General features: G+C 68.1%; 10 protein-coding genes and 1 pseudogene. 3 read left to right on the top strand and 8 right to left on the bottom strand.

The features are described 5' to 3' along the window. Positions 1–563: 563 nt before the first annotated feature. Positions 564–1,967 carry a group II intron reverse transcriptase/maturase gene (gene ltrA / locus MXD59_RS22215; protein WP_248826549.1) on the top strand — a complete coding sequence of 468 codons (1,404 nt, stop codon included), beginning with the start codon at positions 564–566 and terminating at the stop codon, positions 1,965–1,967. Positions 1,968–2,405: 438 nt separating this feature from the next. Next, entirely contained in the window at positions 2,406–3,662 is a 1,257-nt protein-coding gene (locus tag MXD59_RS22210) for a restriction endonuclease (RefSeq protein ID WP_308301761.1), read from the top strand. A 567-nt stretch (positions 3,663–4,229) separates the two neighbouring features. Here the strand turns inward: MXD59_RS22210 and tnpC are convergent. Both tnpC and MXD59_RS22200 read right to left on the bottom strand, forming a co-directional pair. Beyond that, a pseudogene (gene tnpC, locus MXD59_RS22205) lies at positions 4,230–5,319 on the bottom strand (IS66 family transposase); the annotation flags it as partial. Between the two features lie 38 nt (positions 5,320–5,357). Further along, positions 5,358–6,050 (bottom strand): TetR/AcrR family transcriptional regulator, encoded by a 693-nt coding sequence (locus MXD59_RS22200; protein WP_248826547.1) that lies wholly within the window; start codon positions 6,048–6,050, stop codon positions 5,358–5,360. Positions 6,051–6,276: 226 nt separating this feature from the next. Between MXD59_RS22200 and MXD59_RS22195 the strand changes: the two genes are divergently transcribed. Beyond that, positions 6,277–7,479, top strand: coding sequence for a cytochrome P450 (locus MXD59_RS22195; RefSeq protein ID WP_248826546.1), 1,203 nt, complete (start codon positions 6,277–6,279; stop codon positions 7,477–7,479). An 80-nt stretch (positions 7,480–7,559) separates the two neighbouring features. On the opposite strand, the gene MXD59_RS22190 is transcribed toward MXD59_RS22195, so the two are convergent. The 6 genes from MXD59_RS22190 to MXD59_RS22165 all read right to left on the bottom strand — a co-directional run bounded on the left by MXD59_RS22190 (position 7,560) and on the right by MXD59_RS22165 (position 15,720). Continuing rightward, positions 7,560–7,817 (bottom strand): cytochrome P450, encoded by a 258-nt coding sequence (locus tag MXD59_RS22190; protein ID WP_248812674.1) that lies wholly within the window; start codon positions 7,815–7,817, stop codon positions 7,560–7,562. 39 nt (positions 7,818–7,856) lie between these two features. Beyond that, positions 7,857–9,257, bottom strand: a complete 1,401-nt coding sequence (locus MXD59_RS22185; protein ID WP_248826545.1) for a Dyp-type peroxidase — start codon at positions 9,255–9,257, stop codon at positions 7,857–7,859. Further along, positions 9,254–9,796: a hypothetical protein gene (locus MXD59_RS22180; RefSeq protein ID WP_248826544.1), complete on the bottom strand. Its 543-nt coding sequence runs from the start codon at positions 9,794–9,796 to the stop codon at positions 9,254–9,256. The genes MXD59_RS22185 and MXD59_RS22180 overlap by 4 nt, the downstream gene beginning before the upstream one ends. Beyond that, positions 9,793–10,401 (bottom strand): hypothetical protein, encoded by a 609-nt coding sequence (locus tag MXD59_RS22175; RefSeq protein WP_248826543.1) that lies wholly within the window; start codon positions 10,399–10,401, stop codon positions 9,793–9,795. Before MXD59_RS22175 ends, MXD59_RS22180 begins: the two co-directional genes overlap by 4 nt. Before the next feature lie 1,435 nt (positions 10,402–11,836). Further along, positions 11,837–12,496 (bottom strand): HAD family hydrolase, encoded by a 660-nt coding sequence (locus MXD59_RS22170; RefSeq protein ID WP_372512172.1) that lies wholly within the window; start codon positions 12,494–12,496, stop codon positions 11,837–11,839. A gap of 389 nt (positions 12,497–12,885) precedes the next feature. Next, positions 12,886–15,720: a helix-turn-helix transcriptional regulator gene (locus MXD59_RS22165; protein WP_248826542.1), complete on the bottom strand. Its 2,835-nt coding sequence runs from the start codon at positions 15,718–15,720 to the stop codon at positions 12,886–12,888. Positions 15,721–16,299: the final 579 nt, after the last annotated feature.

Below are 16,299 nucleotides of genomic sequence, written 5' to 3'. Positions count from 1 at the left end.
GCCTTTCCCGTGCGCCCAGCAGACTGGAGGTGACGCCGTGTAAACGGCTGATCTACCTTTCGTAAGCTCGTCGTCGCTTGCCGGTGGAAGTCCGGTCCGGGTAGCTGCCAGGAGGCCCGGTAGCAGGCTGGCGGCTTCGTCTGGAAACGGGTGGGGTCGAAGCCCAGCGTCAAAGGCCCTGTAAGGGGGAGCGACAGTGCGGTCCGTAGCATCACGCGAAGCCTGCGGCGTCGTTACTCAGCCCGTTCTGTGAACGGGACAAGGGAGTGCCGAGCCTCTCGGGATCGAGGCGAAGGCCATGGAAGCGGCGAAGAACCTGGAATTGCAGCCGTGAGGAACTCCCCGGCGTATAGGGGTGCGGAACGTACTGACAGTGGCGGCGGGAACTGGGGAGGCCCTCCCTGGCCCGGCAGGCTGCGGAAACCTGCCGGAGAGCTGTGCCCTATAACCGGTGATCCCGGGAAGTGGGTTACGGGCCGGGTGGGCGTCGGAGGCGGCCATATTACCGATCGAGCTGACCGGACAACATAACCGGCGGTGAGGGAAGGGCCGCTGCTTCGTCGATGCGTGGAGTTGAAAGGAGGGGCCCGGTGAGTGCCATGGTTGCTGGTCCCACCGCTGGAGGATCCCGTGCGGATTCGGTCCGAGCCTTGCAGCACACGCTCTACCGGACGGCCAAGGCCGATCCCGGACGGAGGTTCCATGCGCTCTCGGACAAAGTCCACCGTAGGGACGTCTTGGAGCGCGCGTGGGTTCAGGTGCGCGCCAACAGGGGGGCATCTGGCGTTGACCACACCACGGTGGCTCAGGCCGAGGAGTACGGAGTTTCCCTGCTCCTGGACGAGCTGGCCGCCGAGCTGCGGGAAAGAACGTATCGGTCACTACCGCTGCGGCGGGTCCTGATCCAGAAACCTGGGGTGAAGGGCGAGCTCAGGCCGTTGTCGATTCCCGCTGTTCGTGACCGCATCGTGCAGACAGCTACGAGGATCGTGCTCGAGCCGGTCTTCGAGGCTGACATGGCCGAATGTTCGTTCGGGTTCCGCCCACGGCGTTCGGCGCACGACGCCCTGCGGGTCCTCGTGGATGAGGCCGCGCGGGGCAAGCGGTGGGTGGTGGAGACGGATATCGCCGACTGCTTTACGGCGATCCCGTTTGACGGGTTGATGAGAGCGGTCGAGGAACGGGTCTGTGACCGGGGACTGCTCAGGCTGGTGCGCGAGATCCTGCGTGCCGGCGTGATGCGGGACGGCGAGGTCCGGCGGGAGGTCAGCGGGGTCCCGCAAGGGGGTCCTTTGTCCCCGTTGCTCTGCAATGTCTACCTACACCGGCTGGATCGGTCGTGGGATGAGGGTGACGGGACGCTGGTACGTTTTGCCGATGACCTGGTCGTGATGTGCTGGTCGCAAAGCCAGGCGGAGCGGGCGCTGGAATGCCTGACCCGGTTGCTGGCTGACTTGGGCTTGGAGCCCAAGGCAGCCAAGACCCGTATCGTCTGCCTCCAGCCCGGTGGAGGGGGCTTTGATTTTCTGGGCTTCCACCACCGGCTCGTGCGGTCCCGAGGAGACCGCGGCAGGCGAAAGGTGACATTCCTCGCTCGCTGGCCTTCGGACAAGGCGATGCGACATGCCCGTGACCAGATTCGGGAGATTACCGACCGGTCGCGGCTGTTGTTACCGCCGCAGGTGATCGTGGAACGGCTCAACGCGTTCCTGCGTGGTTGGGCTGGCTACTTCCGCTTCGGGCATTCTGCCCGGCGCCTCGGCGCGATCAGGAGGTTCGCGCAGGAGCGACTGGCCCGGTTCGTACGGGCCCGTCATAAACGCAGCATGGGGTTCGGCTGGTGGGTGCTGTCGCGCTCGCGGCCGGTTGACCTCGGCCTGATCGGCCTGTATGGGATCACTGTTTCGCCCAGGGCTGGGAAGACCTGGCGGGAGAAATCGAATGCCGGCGGTGAACGGCGTCGGTAAGCCGTGTGCGGGAGAACCGCATGCACGGTTTGACGGGGGGCGGCTGGAAACGGAGCATTGCCAGGGACGGCCGGGATGAAAAACGCGCGGGAAACCGTACGGACAAAGGTACCGGACCATGTGCCTACAGCGAGATGCCGCCGCGCCAGTCGCCTACCCTAAGGCAACGGCCAGCAACGCTGTGTGACGCTACTCAAACGGCTCCACCTGAGTGTGCTGCCATCCTGTCTACGCGCAGGCCGGTCGCGTCGCTTCGGTCTCCCCTTGGACCCCTCGGCCGGCTCCGCCAGCCATCACCGCACGCACCTTGATCGCCCATCTCCGAGCCGACCGAAGCCATGGTCGGCGACCTGACGGCTGACAGCAGCGTGGGGGCCGCCGCGTAGGCGAATCTCCCTGAAGGCACGACTCCTTTCGGCGAGTCACCTCCCGCGGGAGATGACTCGAGACCTGATTGTCAATTTTTTGTGCCATGTGCCGAGATCTGGGACGCTGTGTCTACGACGGACGGGGGATGTCGTAGAAGGTGCCCGAAAGGGTTCGGGTTCCGGTGCAGATCGCGCATGGGGATGGTGCATGACTAGCTTGGAGCAGCTGCGAGGCTACATCCTCGAGGAGGTACTGGCCCGCCTCCTTTACGAGAGTGGGTACCGCCTCCTGGTGTCTGAGACACAGGACCCTGAGGCGCTCAGACGGGGCGCGCATGGGCTCCTCGTTCGAGGCCGAGGCACCGATCACCAAGCCGACGTGCTCGGCGAGTTGACGTTGCCCGTCCCCTTCTCGCTACCGCTGCGCGTCTTTGTCGAAGCGAAATATCGCGCTGCGAAGACGGGTCTCGGTGACGTGCGGAACGCGCATGGAGTCATCCACGACGTTAACGAGCACCACTCGACAGCCTCAGCGGGTACCCGCGCAATCCCGATGCGGCGCTACCACTACCGGTACGTTTTGTTCTCCACTTCCGGGTTCACCAAGCCAGCTCAGCAGTTCGCCCTCGCCCAGCAGATCTCCCTTGTTGACCTTTCGAGCCCAGGATTCGCCGGGTTGCTGGGCGCCGCAGACAGGGTCGCGCTGGGACTCTACCGCCTCGCTGAAGAAGCGCAGGTGTCACCGTTTCCGACCGGGCAGGTCCGCACCGCTCTCAGGCTGGCGTTCGACACCTGGACCGACAGGGAATCCGACGATATCGATGACGTAGATGCCAATGATGCGGTCAGCTTCCAGCGACGCGCGAGTCGAGCCAGATGGGCAAACCAGATGAACCCAGCGCAGCGGGAGTTTCAAACGCTTCCCCTCGATCGCCTGGAGTCTCTCGCGGCCGAGCTTTCCGGACGGCTCGGTGAGAATTTGGTCTTCGCTTTCCCGTCTGCGCCCTTTGTGTTGGCTCTGCGGCCCTTCGATCTCTCTGCGCTCGACACCTACGTCGCTCGCAATGGCTCCGAGGTAAACGTGAACATCCTGTTCGTGACCCGACGCCAGGTCACCGGAGACTGGATGATCGTGCCCGCCGACGGTTCGCGATTCTTTCAGCTCCAGTTCTCGCTACCGGCGCTACTCGAAGACTGGCTTCTTCACGACGAGCGCACAGCGGCGCGTCGCGCACGCGGCATCAAGACCAAACTACTGTCCTCGATCTCGCTGTTCCGAAATGGCCGCCTCATCCGACTGCAGTACGAACGTCCACCTCGTGGATGACAGAAACATGACGAGCCACAGCACGCCTACATCGTGTCGACCGTCCACGGGACCGGCATACGCCACCGGAGGTGTACCCCTCGAAGATTCTGGAAACAGCATAGAAAATCGGCGGTGATCTTTAGGGCTGATGTCTGCGCTGCTCAGAGGCCTGCGGTCCCGGCGACGCGTCGAGCGTGTTCGGCAAGATCGGGTGCTCCTGGATGACCGGCGGCGGTAATGGCGCGGTGCACCTCGCTGATACGACCTGCCATGATCGACGATGGAACCGCGGTGGAGGTGATCGCCTCGCGGGCGATACTGATAGCGGCGTCTGGGTCACCGGCCTGGATGTGGGCCATGGCAAGATTGAGAAGGAATCCAAGTCGGTCGCGGGGTAGCTCGGTGCCGATTCGGTCGATTGCCGCCTGGAAATGTGGGATAGCTCCGGACGGGTCGCCAGTGCTCACGAGGTAGCTGTTCAGTTCGGGTGAGAGCCTCTCTTCCTGTGTTTGCGCAGGTTGGAGTGGCCGTCGGCGGAGGTGTGGTGGTGCTCCGCGGTCGGCTGGGCGGTGCGGGGTAGTCAGCCGGGTTGGGCTGCGGGGGTAGCCACGCGCCGGTGGTGAACAGTCGGGTGAGCGCGTCGAGGGTATCGAGCCCCGTTTCGTGGCGGTCGACAGGTAAGACTGCACGATGGCGAAGTCAGCGAGGCCGGTCAGGGTACGCCAACAGCCGCCGGATACTCTCTGTTGAACTTTGACGGGTCGGACGTCACGTTCCGCGAGATTGTTCGAGAACGGGACGGTCAGATCCGTCGCGAACCGCAGGATCATGTCCTCGTAGCGGCGGAAGCGGCGGATCAGAGCCCGGGCATCGGCGGACAGCGGACTACGTTTCCCGTGGTTGTCGGTCTCGCCGCGGGCGAGCGCACCGAGGTAGTGGTTCTGGACCTGGCCGCGTACCTCGGGGGCCAGCGCGGTCTGCCCGGCCTCACGGGCGGCCCGGGCGGCGTGATGGGCTTCCAGTAGGGTGGTGGCCATCGCATCGGCCCGGACCTGCCCGGCCAGGTCGCCCTCGTGGACTGACCGCAGGTCGCGAAGCAGGTGAGCGCCGCACCAGGCGTGCAGCGCGCCGGTGAGATGGGCGTAGCCGTCGCGGACCAGCACCCCGGTGAACGCCGGCCAGACCTCACCGGCGTCGATCGTGGCCGCCGAGCGGTCCCCGACGTGCATCACGGTCAGGTAGTCGGTGCACGCGACGTGCAGATAGCGCAGGGCTCCCTCGGCGCTGGCGGTGGTCTCGTCCGCATGCGCGACCGGCGCCGCCGCGACCAGCACCCGCACCCGCACCCGCGGCAGGAACATCGCCTCCAGCAGCCGGGCAGCCCGGCCCCGCACAGACCCGACCCAGCCCGTCGATACCTGCGCGCTGACCAGCGCGCCCAGCACCGCACCGGCCCGGCGGACCGGGAGGTGCTGGGCGCAGACCAGCCACGCCGCCCGGGCGAGCAGACCCGGCCCGTACCCGGCCCGTACCCGACCCGGCCGGTCACTCCCACCGGGGCCTGCCCGGCGCTGGTCACCACGCAGCACAGGCTCTGTTCCACTTTGGGACAGTCCCACCCGCACCCACGAGAGGTGCTGGTCTCGGCGGGTGAAGGCCTGGCCGGTGGTGTGGGGACGGGGGTGCTGAGGTCCGCCCGGGTGGCTGGCGACGTCAGTCGGGCGGGGGCGTGGCGCTTCCGGGAGCGTTCGCGTGGCGGGGTGGCCGGTGGCCGGCGCGGATGGCCGTCTCGATGAGGCCTATCACCCAGGTGGCGGCGTCCGCCGCGGCCGTTGGGTCGAGGTTCCAGGTCGTGACCATGCGTTCGAAGGTGGGCACGCTCCAGTAGGCGTCCAGCGCGGCGGTCGCCATTTCGCGTTCGTCGTCGGGCCAGTCCTCGGCCGCCTGGTTGACCGCCGCGCGCAGTGCGTCGCGACGGCGTTGGTCGAGTGCCGCGAAGGTCGGGTCGTGGATGGGCCGGGCCTCGATGGGGAACCTGCTGAGGTAGGCGAAGGTCTGGCTGATCGTGTGGCCGATTGTCTCCAGGCGCATCGACGCGAGTTCGACGCCGGCCTCGGTCTCGAGCCGGCGCAGGACGGCGTCGTGCAGATTCCGTTCCGTGGCGAAATGGCGGTAGACGGTGCTCTCGTTCACGCCGGCCTGGCGGGCGACCGCGCGGACGGTCAGGCTTCGCCAGTCCCAGTTCGGGAGGTCATGCACCAGCTGGGTCGCCGTGGTGAGGATCCGCTCCCGGGTGGCCGCGGCCTGCCGGGACCGTTGCGAGTTCTCGTAGACGCGGGCGCGCGGCGGGCGGGGCGCGGCGCGGCGGGAGGAGTCGGGGTCCTGCGCGTTGGTCGAGCCCGCCATCTGGTCTCCCGTCCGTGTCGCCGGTGGCTCGTCAGCGTGGCCGTTGGTGGCGGCCGGCGCGAGCGCAGGGACGAATCTAGTCGTGCGCACGCTGGCGCGTGGGTGGGTCGCCGGCGTCGGGCCGTCTCGTATGGGGCGATCTCGTGCGAGACATCTTGCTTGAGATGGCTTACGCTCGACGCACCTTGTCCGCTATGTACCGGGTGACCGGTGTCTGGAGACGATCGTGACGACAGTGGAGCTTCCCGCGGACGCGATGGACCCGACGCGCGACGACCGGAAGTCGGCGAAGATCGCCGCCGGGCGCGTCCGGCCTGAGCCCGGGGCGAGGGAGGTCGGTGGTTTCGGCTTAGGCCGGGAGGTCCTGCGCAGCGGCCAGATGCTGCAGGCTGGCGTGAGCGGTGACCGGTTCTCCCCGGAGGACAGGTTCTGCCCGGTGTTCTTCCTCGACGGCGAGCGGCACAAGAAGGCGCGGACCGCGATCGCGCGCTACTTCACCCCCAAGGCCATCAACACCCACCACCGGCTGGTCATGGAGCGCACCACCGAGCGGCTGCTCGGCCGGCTGCGCGCGACCGGTACCGCTCGTCTCGACGAGCTCAGCTACGAACTCGCCGTCGCTGTCGCGGCGGAGATCATCGGGCTGACCGGCAGTGACCAGGCCACGATGGCGGGCCGAATCGAGGCCTCGTTGTTCGCCACGCGGGTCGGTTCCAGGAACAAGGCCGTCCGGTTCGGTGTCGGGCTCGTGTCCGCGCTCCACGCGGGGCGGTTCTACCTGCGGGACGTCCGTCCGGCGATCAGGGCGCGCCGGGCCGAGCGGCGCGACGACGTTATCTCGCACCTGATCGACGAGAGCTACCCGGACCGGGCGATCCTGGTGGAGTGCATGACCTACGCGGTAGCCGGCATGGTCACGACGCGTGAGTTCATCGTGATGGCGGCCTGGCACCTGTTCGAGGACGACGCGCTGCGGGCCCGTTTCGTCGCGGCAGACGCGGCCGACCAGACCGCGATCCTGGAGGAGATCCTGCGCCTGGAGCCCGTCGCGGCGATGCTGCACCGCAGGGCCGAGCGTGACGTCGCGTTCACCGGCGCCGTCGCGGCCGCGGGCGACGTGCTCGCCATCAACATCCGCGCGGCCAACGTCGACCCGGCGGCGGTCGGTGCCTGCCCGCACGCGCTCGACCCGGACCGGGGGACGAAGCAGAAGCAGGTCGGCTCGTTCCTGAGCTTCGGCGACGGCAGCCACCGCTGCCCCGGCGCGCAGGTCGCGATGGCCGAGTCACGGATCTTTCTGGACGGGTTGTTCGCCGTGCCCGGCATCCGCCTGGAGCGTGCGCCGGACCTGACCTGGTTCGACGGCCTGGGGAGTTACGAACTGCGCCACGCCGTCATCGCCTGCACGCCAGCGCCCACGGCCGACTGACCTCCGCCCGCGACGGGTTCGAGCGGCCCGCGGCGGTAGTGCGGTCGCGGGCGCTGTCCTGGTCCGCGCGTCCGACGGCATCACTCGACCGACCAACGCCAGCGTCCCCCGTGCTGATGCCATTCGCGTCCTCCCCACGCCCGTGGGGGTGATCCGATGAACGGGCCGGTGATCTCGGCCATCTTCGGCGTGTAGAGCGCGACCGTGAAGTGCTCGTGGTCGCCGAGCACCGCGCGCACGTCGTCGGACCTGGTGACGACCGTGATCGGTCCGACGGACAGGATCGGGCGGAACCGCCGCAGCAGGACGAACATCCAGCCGGATCGGTCCACGAGCACGTCGCTGAGCCCGCGGGGGCGAGGGGGACGGCGCCCATGTCAGCCCGCCGTCCCGGCCGCTACGGCGCCGAGCCCCGTGATGCCGGGCACGAAGAGGTACTGGCCGCCGCGGGTCGTCACGAACGTCGGCTGCGGGCCGAGGAAGAACGGCGGCTCGCCCGGCACGGTCATCTTCCCGCTGCCGTCCGCCGGTCCGCGGAGCAGGAAGTCCTTGTCGCGGCCGAGCCCGAAGACGTTCCCGTCCTCCAGCCACTGCACCTGCACACTCTCGAACTGCCGGGAGATGCTCGCGACGTAGCAGACGAAGATCAGGCCACGCTTGTGGCCGTCCGGCCCGGTCGCCTCGGGCGGGAGGGGCGGCCCGTACGGCACCCCGCGCCGCAGCATCCGGTGCCGGAAGCTCAGCAGCTCACCGAACCCGATCGAGTCCCGCGGGTTGCAGCGGCGGATGTGAGCGCCGAGCGGGCAGCGCCGGCCGTCCGCGTCCACGTCGTGGTAAAGGAAGTCGTTGGCACCCGGCTCGTCCCCGCGGAAGCCGACCGCCGGGCTGTCGGGGGAGCGCACGATCGGCGTGCCGTTGCGCCATCGTCCGACGATCTTGGCGGCGAGCTTCTCCTCGTCGCCGCCGGGAAAGGCCGCCGCGAACGTGCGCAGCGTCTCCCGGAAGAGCGCAACGTCCTGTTCCAGTTTGCGCCACACGCCGTAGGTGCTGTTGCGCCCGAGCGGGCCGGCGGGGGCCCGCGGGAGATCCTGGCCGTTGCGGTCCCGGCCGGACTCGTCCGGATATCCGAGAACGAACTCGCCGAGGGCGAGGCCGCGCCAGCCGTCCTTGTCCCGCACGCCGCCGCCGGGTGCTTTCTCGTCGGTGACGCCCTCCACCGCGGGTTGGGCGAAGCCGTCGGCGAAACCGAAATGCTCGCGCATGCCGGGCAGCAGACTCGCGTGTTCCTGGTGCACCAGGGAAAGGCCATTGTACCGGCCGAGATCGGCGCGCAGGTCGGCGAGCCGGCCGGTCAGGTCATCCTCGCTCAGCGCGTTGACGACGAGGATCACATGCGCTCTGGCGGGGGTGTCCCAGTGCTCGGGCGCGGACGTGCCAACGTCGCCGAGCTGGGCCGCGCGCGCCGCCATCCCGGCGCGGAACTCGTCCGAGAACGTCGCGAGCAGCTCGGGGGAAAGGCCGAGGGCGCGCAGCCCGTCGTAGGTGAGGGCGACATTCAGCGTGGTCGCGGGCTTGCCCTCGGTCCACGACCGGGCGCTGGTGACGTCGTCCACGAGATGGCCGAGCCACCGCCGCCCGGTGCGCATCTCGGCCACGTTCACGAAGAGGTAGGTCGTGCGCGAATAGTCGTTTCCGTACGCGCGCAGGATCCCGCCCTGGATGTCGGCGAGATCGGGCACCGGCCGCGTCCGTCGGGTCCGGGGGGTGGCGACCGTCACGGCCGGAACTCCTTCAGGAAGGCCGCGCGGATCGCCGCCGGGCCGGCGAGCTGGGTGTCGACGAGCAGGCGGACGAACCGGTCGTGCACGGGCAGCGCCGCCTTCACCTCCTGCACGGTCGCGCGCGGGTAGGCGGCGAAGAACAGTCCGGTGCCGATCGCGTTGTGCCGCAGGTAGCGCGCGAGCCCCGCACCGGTGGCTGGCTGCGGGCAGCCGACGCACCGCCCCCAGATCTCGGGTGCCTCGGCGGTCAGCGTGTCCGCGACGGCGGCGAGGTAGGCGTCCGCGGACCCGTCGACGTTGCTGGTGAACAACAGGTGAGAAGAGCCGAGCGGGTCGGGAGCGGGCTGCTTCGGATCTGTCACGAGGTCGGGAACGATCACCCAGCGGGCGAAGTGCGTACCCGGCACCCGCGCCAGCGGGCTCCCGCCGGGCGCGTTACCCAGCCCCGTCAGGTAGCTCTCGAGCGCGTCCCGCTCGCCCGGCACGATCGGCGTGAGGACGGTGACCGGGCTCGCCTGCGCCCGCCGCGCCCTCACAGCAGGTCCTGGGCGTCGGTGAGGAACGCCGACCACGCGGCCTCGAACTCCGCCGACGACAGCCGGGCGGCACGCTCGGCGAAGTCGGCGACCCTGGGTGCCAACGCCAGGGCCTTCCGCACCATCGTCGCCGTCGCCTCCGGATAGGCCGAGTAGTAGTGGGCGGCTTCGAACTCGTTGCGATGGATGTAATCCTTGAACGGGCCGGTCGGGAGTGCTCCGGGGAATCCGTACGAACTGGCCCAGAAGAGGCTCATGCCGCGCGTCAGCACGTAGGAGAAGGCATCGATGTACTCCTCCCACCCGTCGTTGAAGTTGCTCTCGAAGAACAGGTGCGGGTAGCGGAGCCGGGTCCGCGGTGCGGCGTCGCCGTTCGCGGGAAGATCGCGGACCAGCGTCCACCTGGCGAAATGGATGAACGACAGCTTCCGCAGGTCGCGGGTCAGCGGCGGAATCAGTCGAAAGGTGGTGAAAAGAACAGGAAGCCAAAGCTTTCCCCACCATTTCACCGTGCTGAATACGGTGATGGCGATGGCCTGCCCGTTGATGTTGCCGGCGTCGGTGCCGGTGGCGGTCCCGACGGTTCCTGGCTCGGAGACGATCACCTCGGGTACCCTCTTCTGCCGGTGGAATCTCAAGAAGAGAAGGTACGTGGTAAGGCCCTGAAACGCTACTTTGACATCGGGTGACCGGTAATTATATTGCCGGTCAGACGGGAACGAACGAACCGTATACGGGTCGAACGGCTTGCACTCCGCGGATCGGCGTTTTCGTCATCGCGCGTCGAGCGTCATCGGATTCCGCTGAGTGGCGTCGCCGTACTTCCACGGCTACGCCGCCGCGGTCTGTTGTGATCAGCGTCGGACACATCTGGTCACAACATCCGCCGCGGCCACTGCGCGCTCGCCACCGGCACCGACCTCCAACTCCGGCTGGCCGCCGCATGTGCTGGACCAACAGCGCCGACATGCTCCTCACCGGCCGATGGCTGTCGAGCTCGATCAGGACCGTTCCGTAGACCGACCCCCGTCGCAGCGCGAAGTCATCCACCCCAAGAACCGTCACCACCCCGATCTGCGGGTCGGGCACGCCCGGATCCGGCATAGCAGCGCGTTCCGACCCGCGGGAAGCCCCATCCTGCCGGCGAGACGTGCTCCAGCTCTGCCCGTCAACGCCAACCCGATCGCCTCGATCATCCGACTCGCGAGCGGGGTGAGCCGGGCATGCGGACTCGTCAGGCCCACGACCTGCTCCGCGAACGTCACCCGTGGGCAGCCGGCTGCCAGGCAACGGAACCGCCGGATCGGCAGATCGATCTCGACGTGAGCACCCGCGATCGCCGCAGCGACCAACCGGCGGCGATACCGCCCGTGGACCCCAACGCCACCGACAGCGCCTGCCCAAGTCCGCTGGCCCGGACCGTCTCGGTCAGCATCAGCCCGCCCGCGTGCGACACGATCCCACGCCCGGCGGCGTCCACGCGGACAGACGGATACAGAGCGGTAGTCTTCACCGCGAAGGTGCTCCTTGGTTCGGTTGGATTCAGGCCCTCAGCAAGCCCAATCCTCCCAGCTCAGGAGCACTTTCCTATTCCCGGCACCCCAACAGACGGTCACCCCGGTGAAAGCCCGAGGCTAGGCAGCTCCCGGGCGGTGCTCACGGGTTCTGGGATCTCTGGCTGGCCGAAGGGCGCACTCGGCCCGGCGCCGACGCCGCCAGGGGAGCAGCACGCCTGCCCGTAGTTCACAAAGGTGCAGGTGGAGGGCATGCGGGGTAATAGTTCATCTCGGCGGGGGAGTTGGACCCAACGCCCTATATGTCCAGGCCAGAGACCATGTTGATCTCAAAAGGTTGTGTCCGAGGGGGCTCGAACCATTACCCCATCACCGGTCACCCTGTCCGGTGAGCTCATTCTCGCAGGTCAGACGGGGGTCGGGCGGTGAACGACGTGGTTTCCACGTTTCCTGCCGGCGAGGGGGCGGGGCCGTTCGTTCTGCGCGCGGTGGCCGTGCTGATCGCCGTCGTTGTCGCGTTGCTTCTTCAGATTCCCCGCAGGAGGTCGGGCACCTCGCGTAGGTCCGCGATGCGGGTCACGCCGGCTGGTACCGCGCGGTGGCCGGTGCGGTCGATCAGCAGTGCCATCGGGTTGCCCGCGGCGAGTGCGCCCTGGGCGTCGGTGGCCGGGTTGTCGCCGACGTGGACGACGTCGCCGGTGGTCAGTCCGAGTGCCGTGTTTACGTGTTCGAAGGCGGCCAGGTCTGGTTTCGCGACGCCGATCTCTCCGGACAGTGCGATGACGTCGAACAGAACGGCCAGGCCCAGCACCTGCAGTCTTCGCCGTTGAAATCGGCCGTCGGTGTTGGAGAGCAGGGCCAGGAGCATGCCTTCGGAGCGAAGGGTCCCCAGGCATGGCAGTACGTCCGGGTACAGCTGTAGCCCGGTTTCGGCGAGCGTGGTGCGTTGCTGTTCCAGCCGGTCGAGTTCGGCGTCGTTCGGGACCGGGTGACCGAGTGTGGTCAGCATCGCGGCCATGCGGGTGCGCAGGTAAGCCTCATGGCTGAGTGTGCCGTCCAGGTAGAGCGGGTGCAGGGTATCCATCCACGCCAGCCAGACATCGGGATCGGCATCGGCACCGAACAGCCCGCGCAGGCTCTGTGGGATCGATACGGAGTAGTCGATGAGGGTGTCATCGATATCGATGCTGACCGCCCGACCATCAGACTTCGGTCACCGGACAGCCCGGCACACCAGTGCCTTCAACGGTGATCCTCACCGGGTGGCCGGCGGCCAGCGGGCCCGTATCCGCGGGTGTTCCCGGTAGCGGCATGACCGCCGACCATCACCCGATCGGCGCGGGATCTCGTGGGTCATCTCGCTGGTCCGGACCTTCCGTCGTATCAGGCCATCCACATTGATGGCCAGTTCGACGTCCGCCACGAACGGCGGAAGTGCAACCAATGCACGTGGCACAGAGGCACCTGAGGGCACCCGTCGTCAACCGGCTTTCTCCGACACGTTGACGATCTGCATGCGATCTGCCTCCCTCGCGGAGCGCCGCATGACGCGCTCCGTCGGGGTGGGTCCCTGACTCATCTCATTTTGGCAGATAAGGCGGTGCGCGGACGTGGCGACACCGGGCCGAGTACACCGGGCAGATCTGCCCGGGACCGCACGTTCAGTTTCCGATACACCCTGGTCAGATGCTGTTCGACGGTGCTGGTCGTGATGTACAGGCGGTCCGCGATCTCTCCGTTGGTGTGTCCCATGGCGGCCAGGGCGGCGACCCGCCGTTCGGCGTCGGTCAGTGTGCCGACCGCAGCTGACGGGTGCTGCCGCGTAGCCCCGTATGATTCCTCACGTCTGCGGCTGCCGCGTTGCCTGGGGGGCTCGAGAATCGCCTCGGCCCGGCTTTGGTTCGCCAGTAGTCGGGCGCCTCGCGAGACGGAGCGGGCCTGGGCTGTGTTGCCGCTGCCGTGGTAGGCCATGCTCAGGTCGGCCATCGCGCGGGCGAGGTCCAGTCGGGCGCCGACCTGGCGCAGGACCTCGACCGATCGTCGCAGCAGAGGCAGTCGCTCGCCGGGTTCGCTGGCGGCTGCCAGCAGCCGAAACGCGTTTCCCGATGTCCTCGAGCTGGTGAATCCCTCGCGGGCGAGTTGTTCCTCGGCAAGGCGTCGGCTGCGGTCCAGCTGGCCCATCCGCAGGTATGCCTCGGCGGCGTCGGTCCGCCAGGCCACCAGACCGGACACGTCCATCCCCCAGCGAACCATCAGATCGCCGCAGGTGCTGAAGTCGGCGAGGGCCGCGTGCAGTCGACCGGTCGCGAGGTAGAAGTGCCCTCGGGCGTGTAGGTAGTGCAAGCCGAACCGGGTCTGGAACATTGCTTCCGGAACCGGGGTCGTCAGCCATCGCGCGGCCTCGGTCAGGCGGCCCATGCAGACCATGGCAAGCAGCAGGCTCGCCAGCGGTGCGCCGAGACCGACCCCCCAGCCATGTGGAGTCACGTCCGTCAGTGCCGTGCGGGCGTGTCTTTCCGCGTCGGGCAGGTCACCCCGTCTCAGTGCGATCTCGGCCCGTAGCCCGGAGACCACGGCTCGCCAGGTGTTCGAACGGGAGATCGCGGGGTGCGTGCTGAGGGTGTCGGTGCCGGTGGTGGCGGCGGCGAGGTGGTCTGTGTAGATCAGAACGAGTGCGGCCGACATGACGGCCTCAACGCCGGTGTCGGTCGGTGGCACGTTCTGGAGCAGATGTTCCGCTTCGGTGCTGGCCAGCGCATGCCCCCGGCCGGTGACCACGGCTGCTAGTGCGAGCGCGGCACGTTCCACCGGATCTGTCGTGGCCGGGTTCAGCGGCTGTGCCGCCGACGTGATGGAGACCTGGTGGACCTGGTCCATGAGTCCCGGGTAGGTGCAGAACAACAGGAGCCGCCCGACGTCGAGGTCGGTGGCGGCCTGCCCGCCGTGTCGAGCGCTCGCCTCGCTGACGTGGACGAGTGCCGCTGATGCCTCGGTCAACCGGCCGTGCCAGGCCAACGCCGCCACGAAGTCGACCGCCCGGCGGCCCACCAGATGGCCCTTGCGCGCCGCGGTGCTCAGACATGGCAGGTAGCGAAACGTCGTGGACGGGCTGAGCTGCCAATCGACCTTCGCCGCGTCCAGCAGGACCGCGCTGCGTTCCGACTCGGCGGAGCACGCCCGGGCGGCGTGCTGGAGAAACTCGACCGCGTGGGTCAACTGATCATCCGCGTCGGCCTCGGCCGCCGCAACCCGCAGCACCGGGAGGACCCAGATGTCCTCGGTGTGCCGCGCGGCGACCAGGTGCCGGGCGATGTCGACAGCGCGGGCGCCGTCGTGGTGCAGCAGTGCCGCGGCCCGGCGGTGCAGCTCCACACGCCGGTCGGCGTGGATGTCAGCCACGACCGCCTGACGGGCCGCCGGATGGCGCAGACACAGGTTCTCGATCAGCCCGGCCTGTTCCAGCACGCGAAGCCCTCGGTCGACGGCGTCCGCCGGGCTGCCGAGCAGCCGGGAGATCCGGTCGGGTTGGCCGGAATCGTCCAGCACCGCCACCGCCTGGGCGACGTCGAGGACCGCTGGCCCGGCGCGTTCGAGGCAGGACAGCACCGCCCGCTCGAAGGCCAGCCCGGCCACCGGCTCCGTCGCGGACATGGCGGCCCGCTGGCCGATCGCCGCCTGATGGTCCTCGATCAGTGCCCGTACCAGGAGGGGATTTCCGCCTGTGGCCAGGTGCACCGCCCGCGCCAACTGGATCGTCCCCCCGGTACCGGTTCGCCGTTCCATGATCAGGCCGACGTCCTCGGGGGACAGCGGCGACAGCCGGATGCGGGTGACCTGCGGCTGCAGGAAGACCCTGCTTGCCGCCGGATTGCCCCAAGCGGCTTCGCCGGTGGGCTCCGTCAACACGATCAGGGCGCGGAGGAAAGTAATTCGCTGCATGATATCGATGAGGCAGCGTTGGGATGCGGGGTCGGCCCTGCCTGCGTCGTCCACCAGGACGAGAGCCGGACCCCGAGTGCCGAGGTCACGCAGAAACACCTCGATACCACCCAGAACCCGGGAGTAGGCCGCCGTCAGCTCGTCCTCGCCCGAGTGGTCCAGGGCGAGCTTCACATAGTTGTCGATCGCCCTGGTCACCAGGTGGTGATAGCGCGAATCGCCCGCGAACTCGCTGAAGAGCTGTCGGGTCAGCCGGAACGGAAGCGAATTTCTCTCGGCGCACCCGATCGCGCGTAGCGGGCGAATTCCTGCCGCCACGGCTCGCTCGGCGAAGATACTCAGGAGTGCGCTTTTCCCGATTCCGGTCGGGCCGGTGACAAGGGCGATCTGACCGTTGGGAGGATCGCTCGCACATTCGGCGATCAAGCTTTCAAAAACCGCTATTTCGGTCTCGCGCGCGACGAAGATCATGGTCGGCGGTCTCCTTGCGGATGTGGTGGACGGGCCCTGCGGGCGGCTGGGTCGACGAGGCGGCGACGGCGCGGCGGGATGCCTGCCCGCTGCCCATGGGCGGAGGCGGTGATCGTCGGTGGAAGGAGCGGGGCGCGCCGATCGATGCCGGCGAGGTCGATGGGTCAGGTGTCTCTCGATGGATGGGCGTCGGTCGCTGTCCCGTGGGGTTCGCGAACTTTCGACATCAGATCAACAAGGGATGCTAAGGGCAAGAAGAAGGATGCGTTCTGTAGCGATTCTGCATGATAGGCGAGAGTTGATGGCTGTGCGTCTCCCTCTGCAGACTATGTGCACGCGGTGAGGTAGCTGGGGGATATCCCCCCAACTGTCCGCAGATGTGCAGGGATCGCGAAGCGCCCGGCTCGTGAGGCTGCTGGCCGCGTCCGGTGGTCACCGACCGGCAGTCGCCTCGCGCCGAGCCCCGTGGGGGAGCCGGGGAGAACCTGTTGGGTGGTGAGGGCGCCGTCGGTCGCGCGGGAAGCGGGGAAGCTCGAAGGAGCTTGCGATTCCCGAGGAGGGCCGACGACCCTTTCGTGT

It is taken from the genome of Frankia umida (assembly GCF_023242945.1).
Classification (GTDB): Bacteria; Actinomycetota; Actinomycetes; order Frankiales; family Frankiaceae; genus Frankia; species Frankia umida.
Note: the sequence above shows the minus strand (reverse complement) of the source record. Positions and strands in the feature narration are given on the sequence as shown.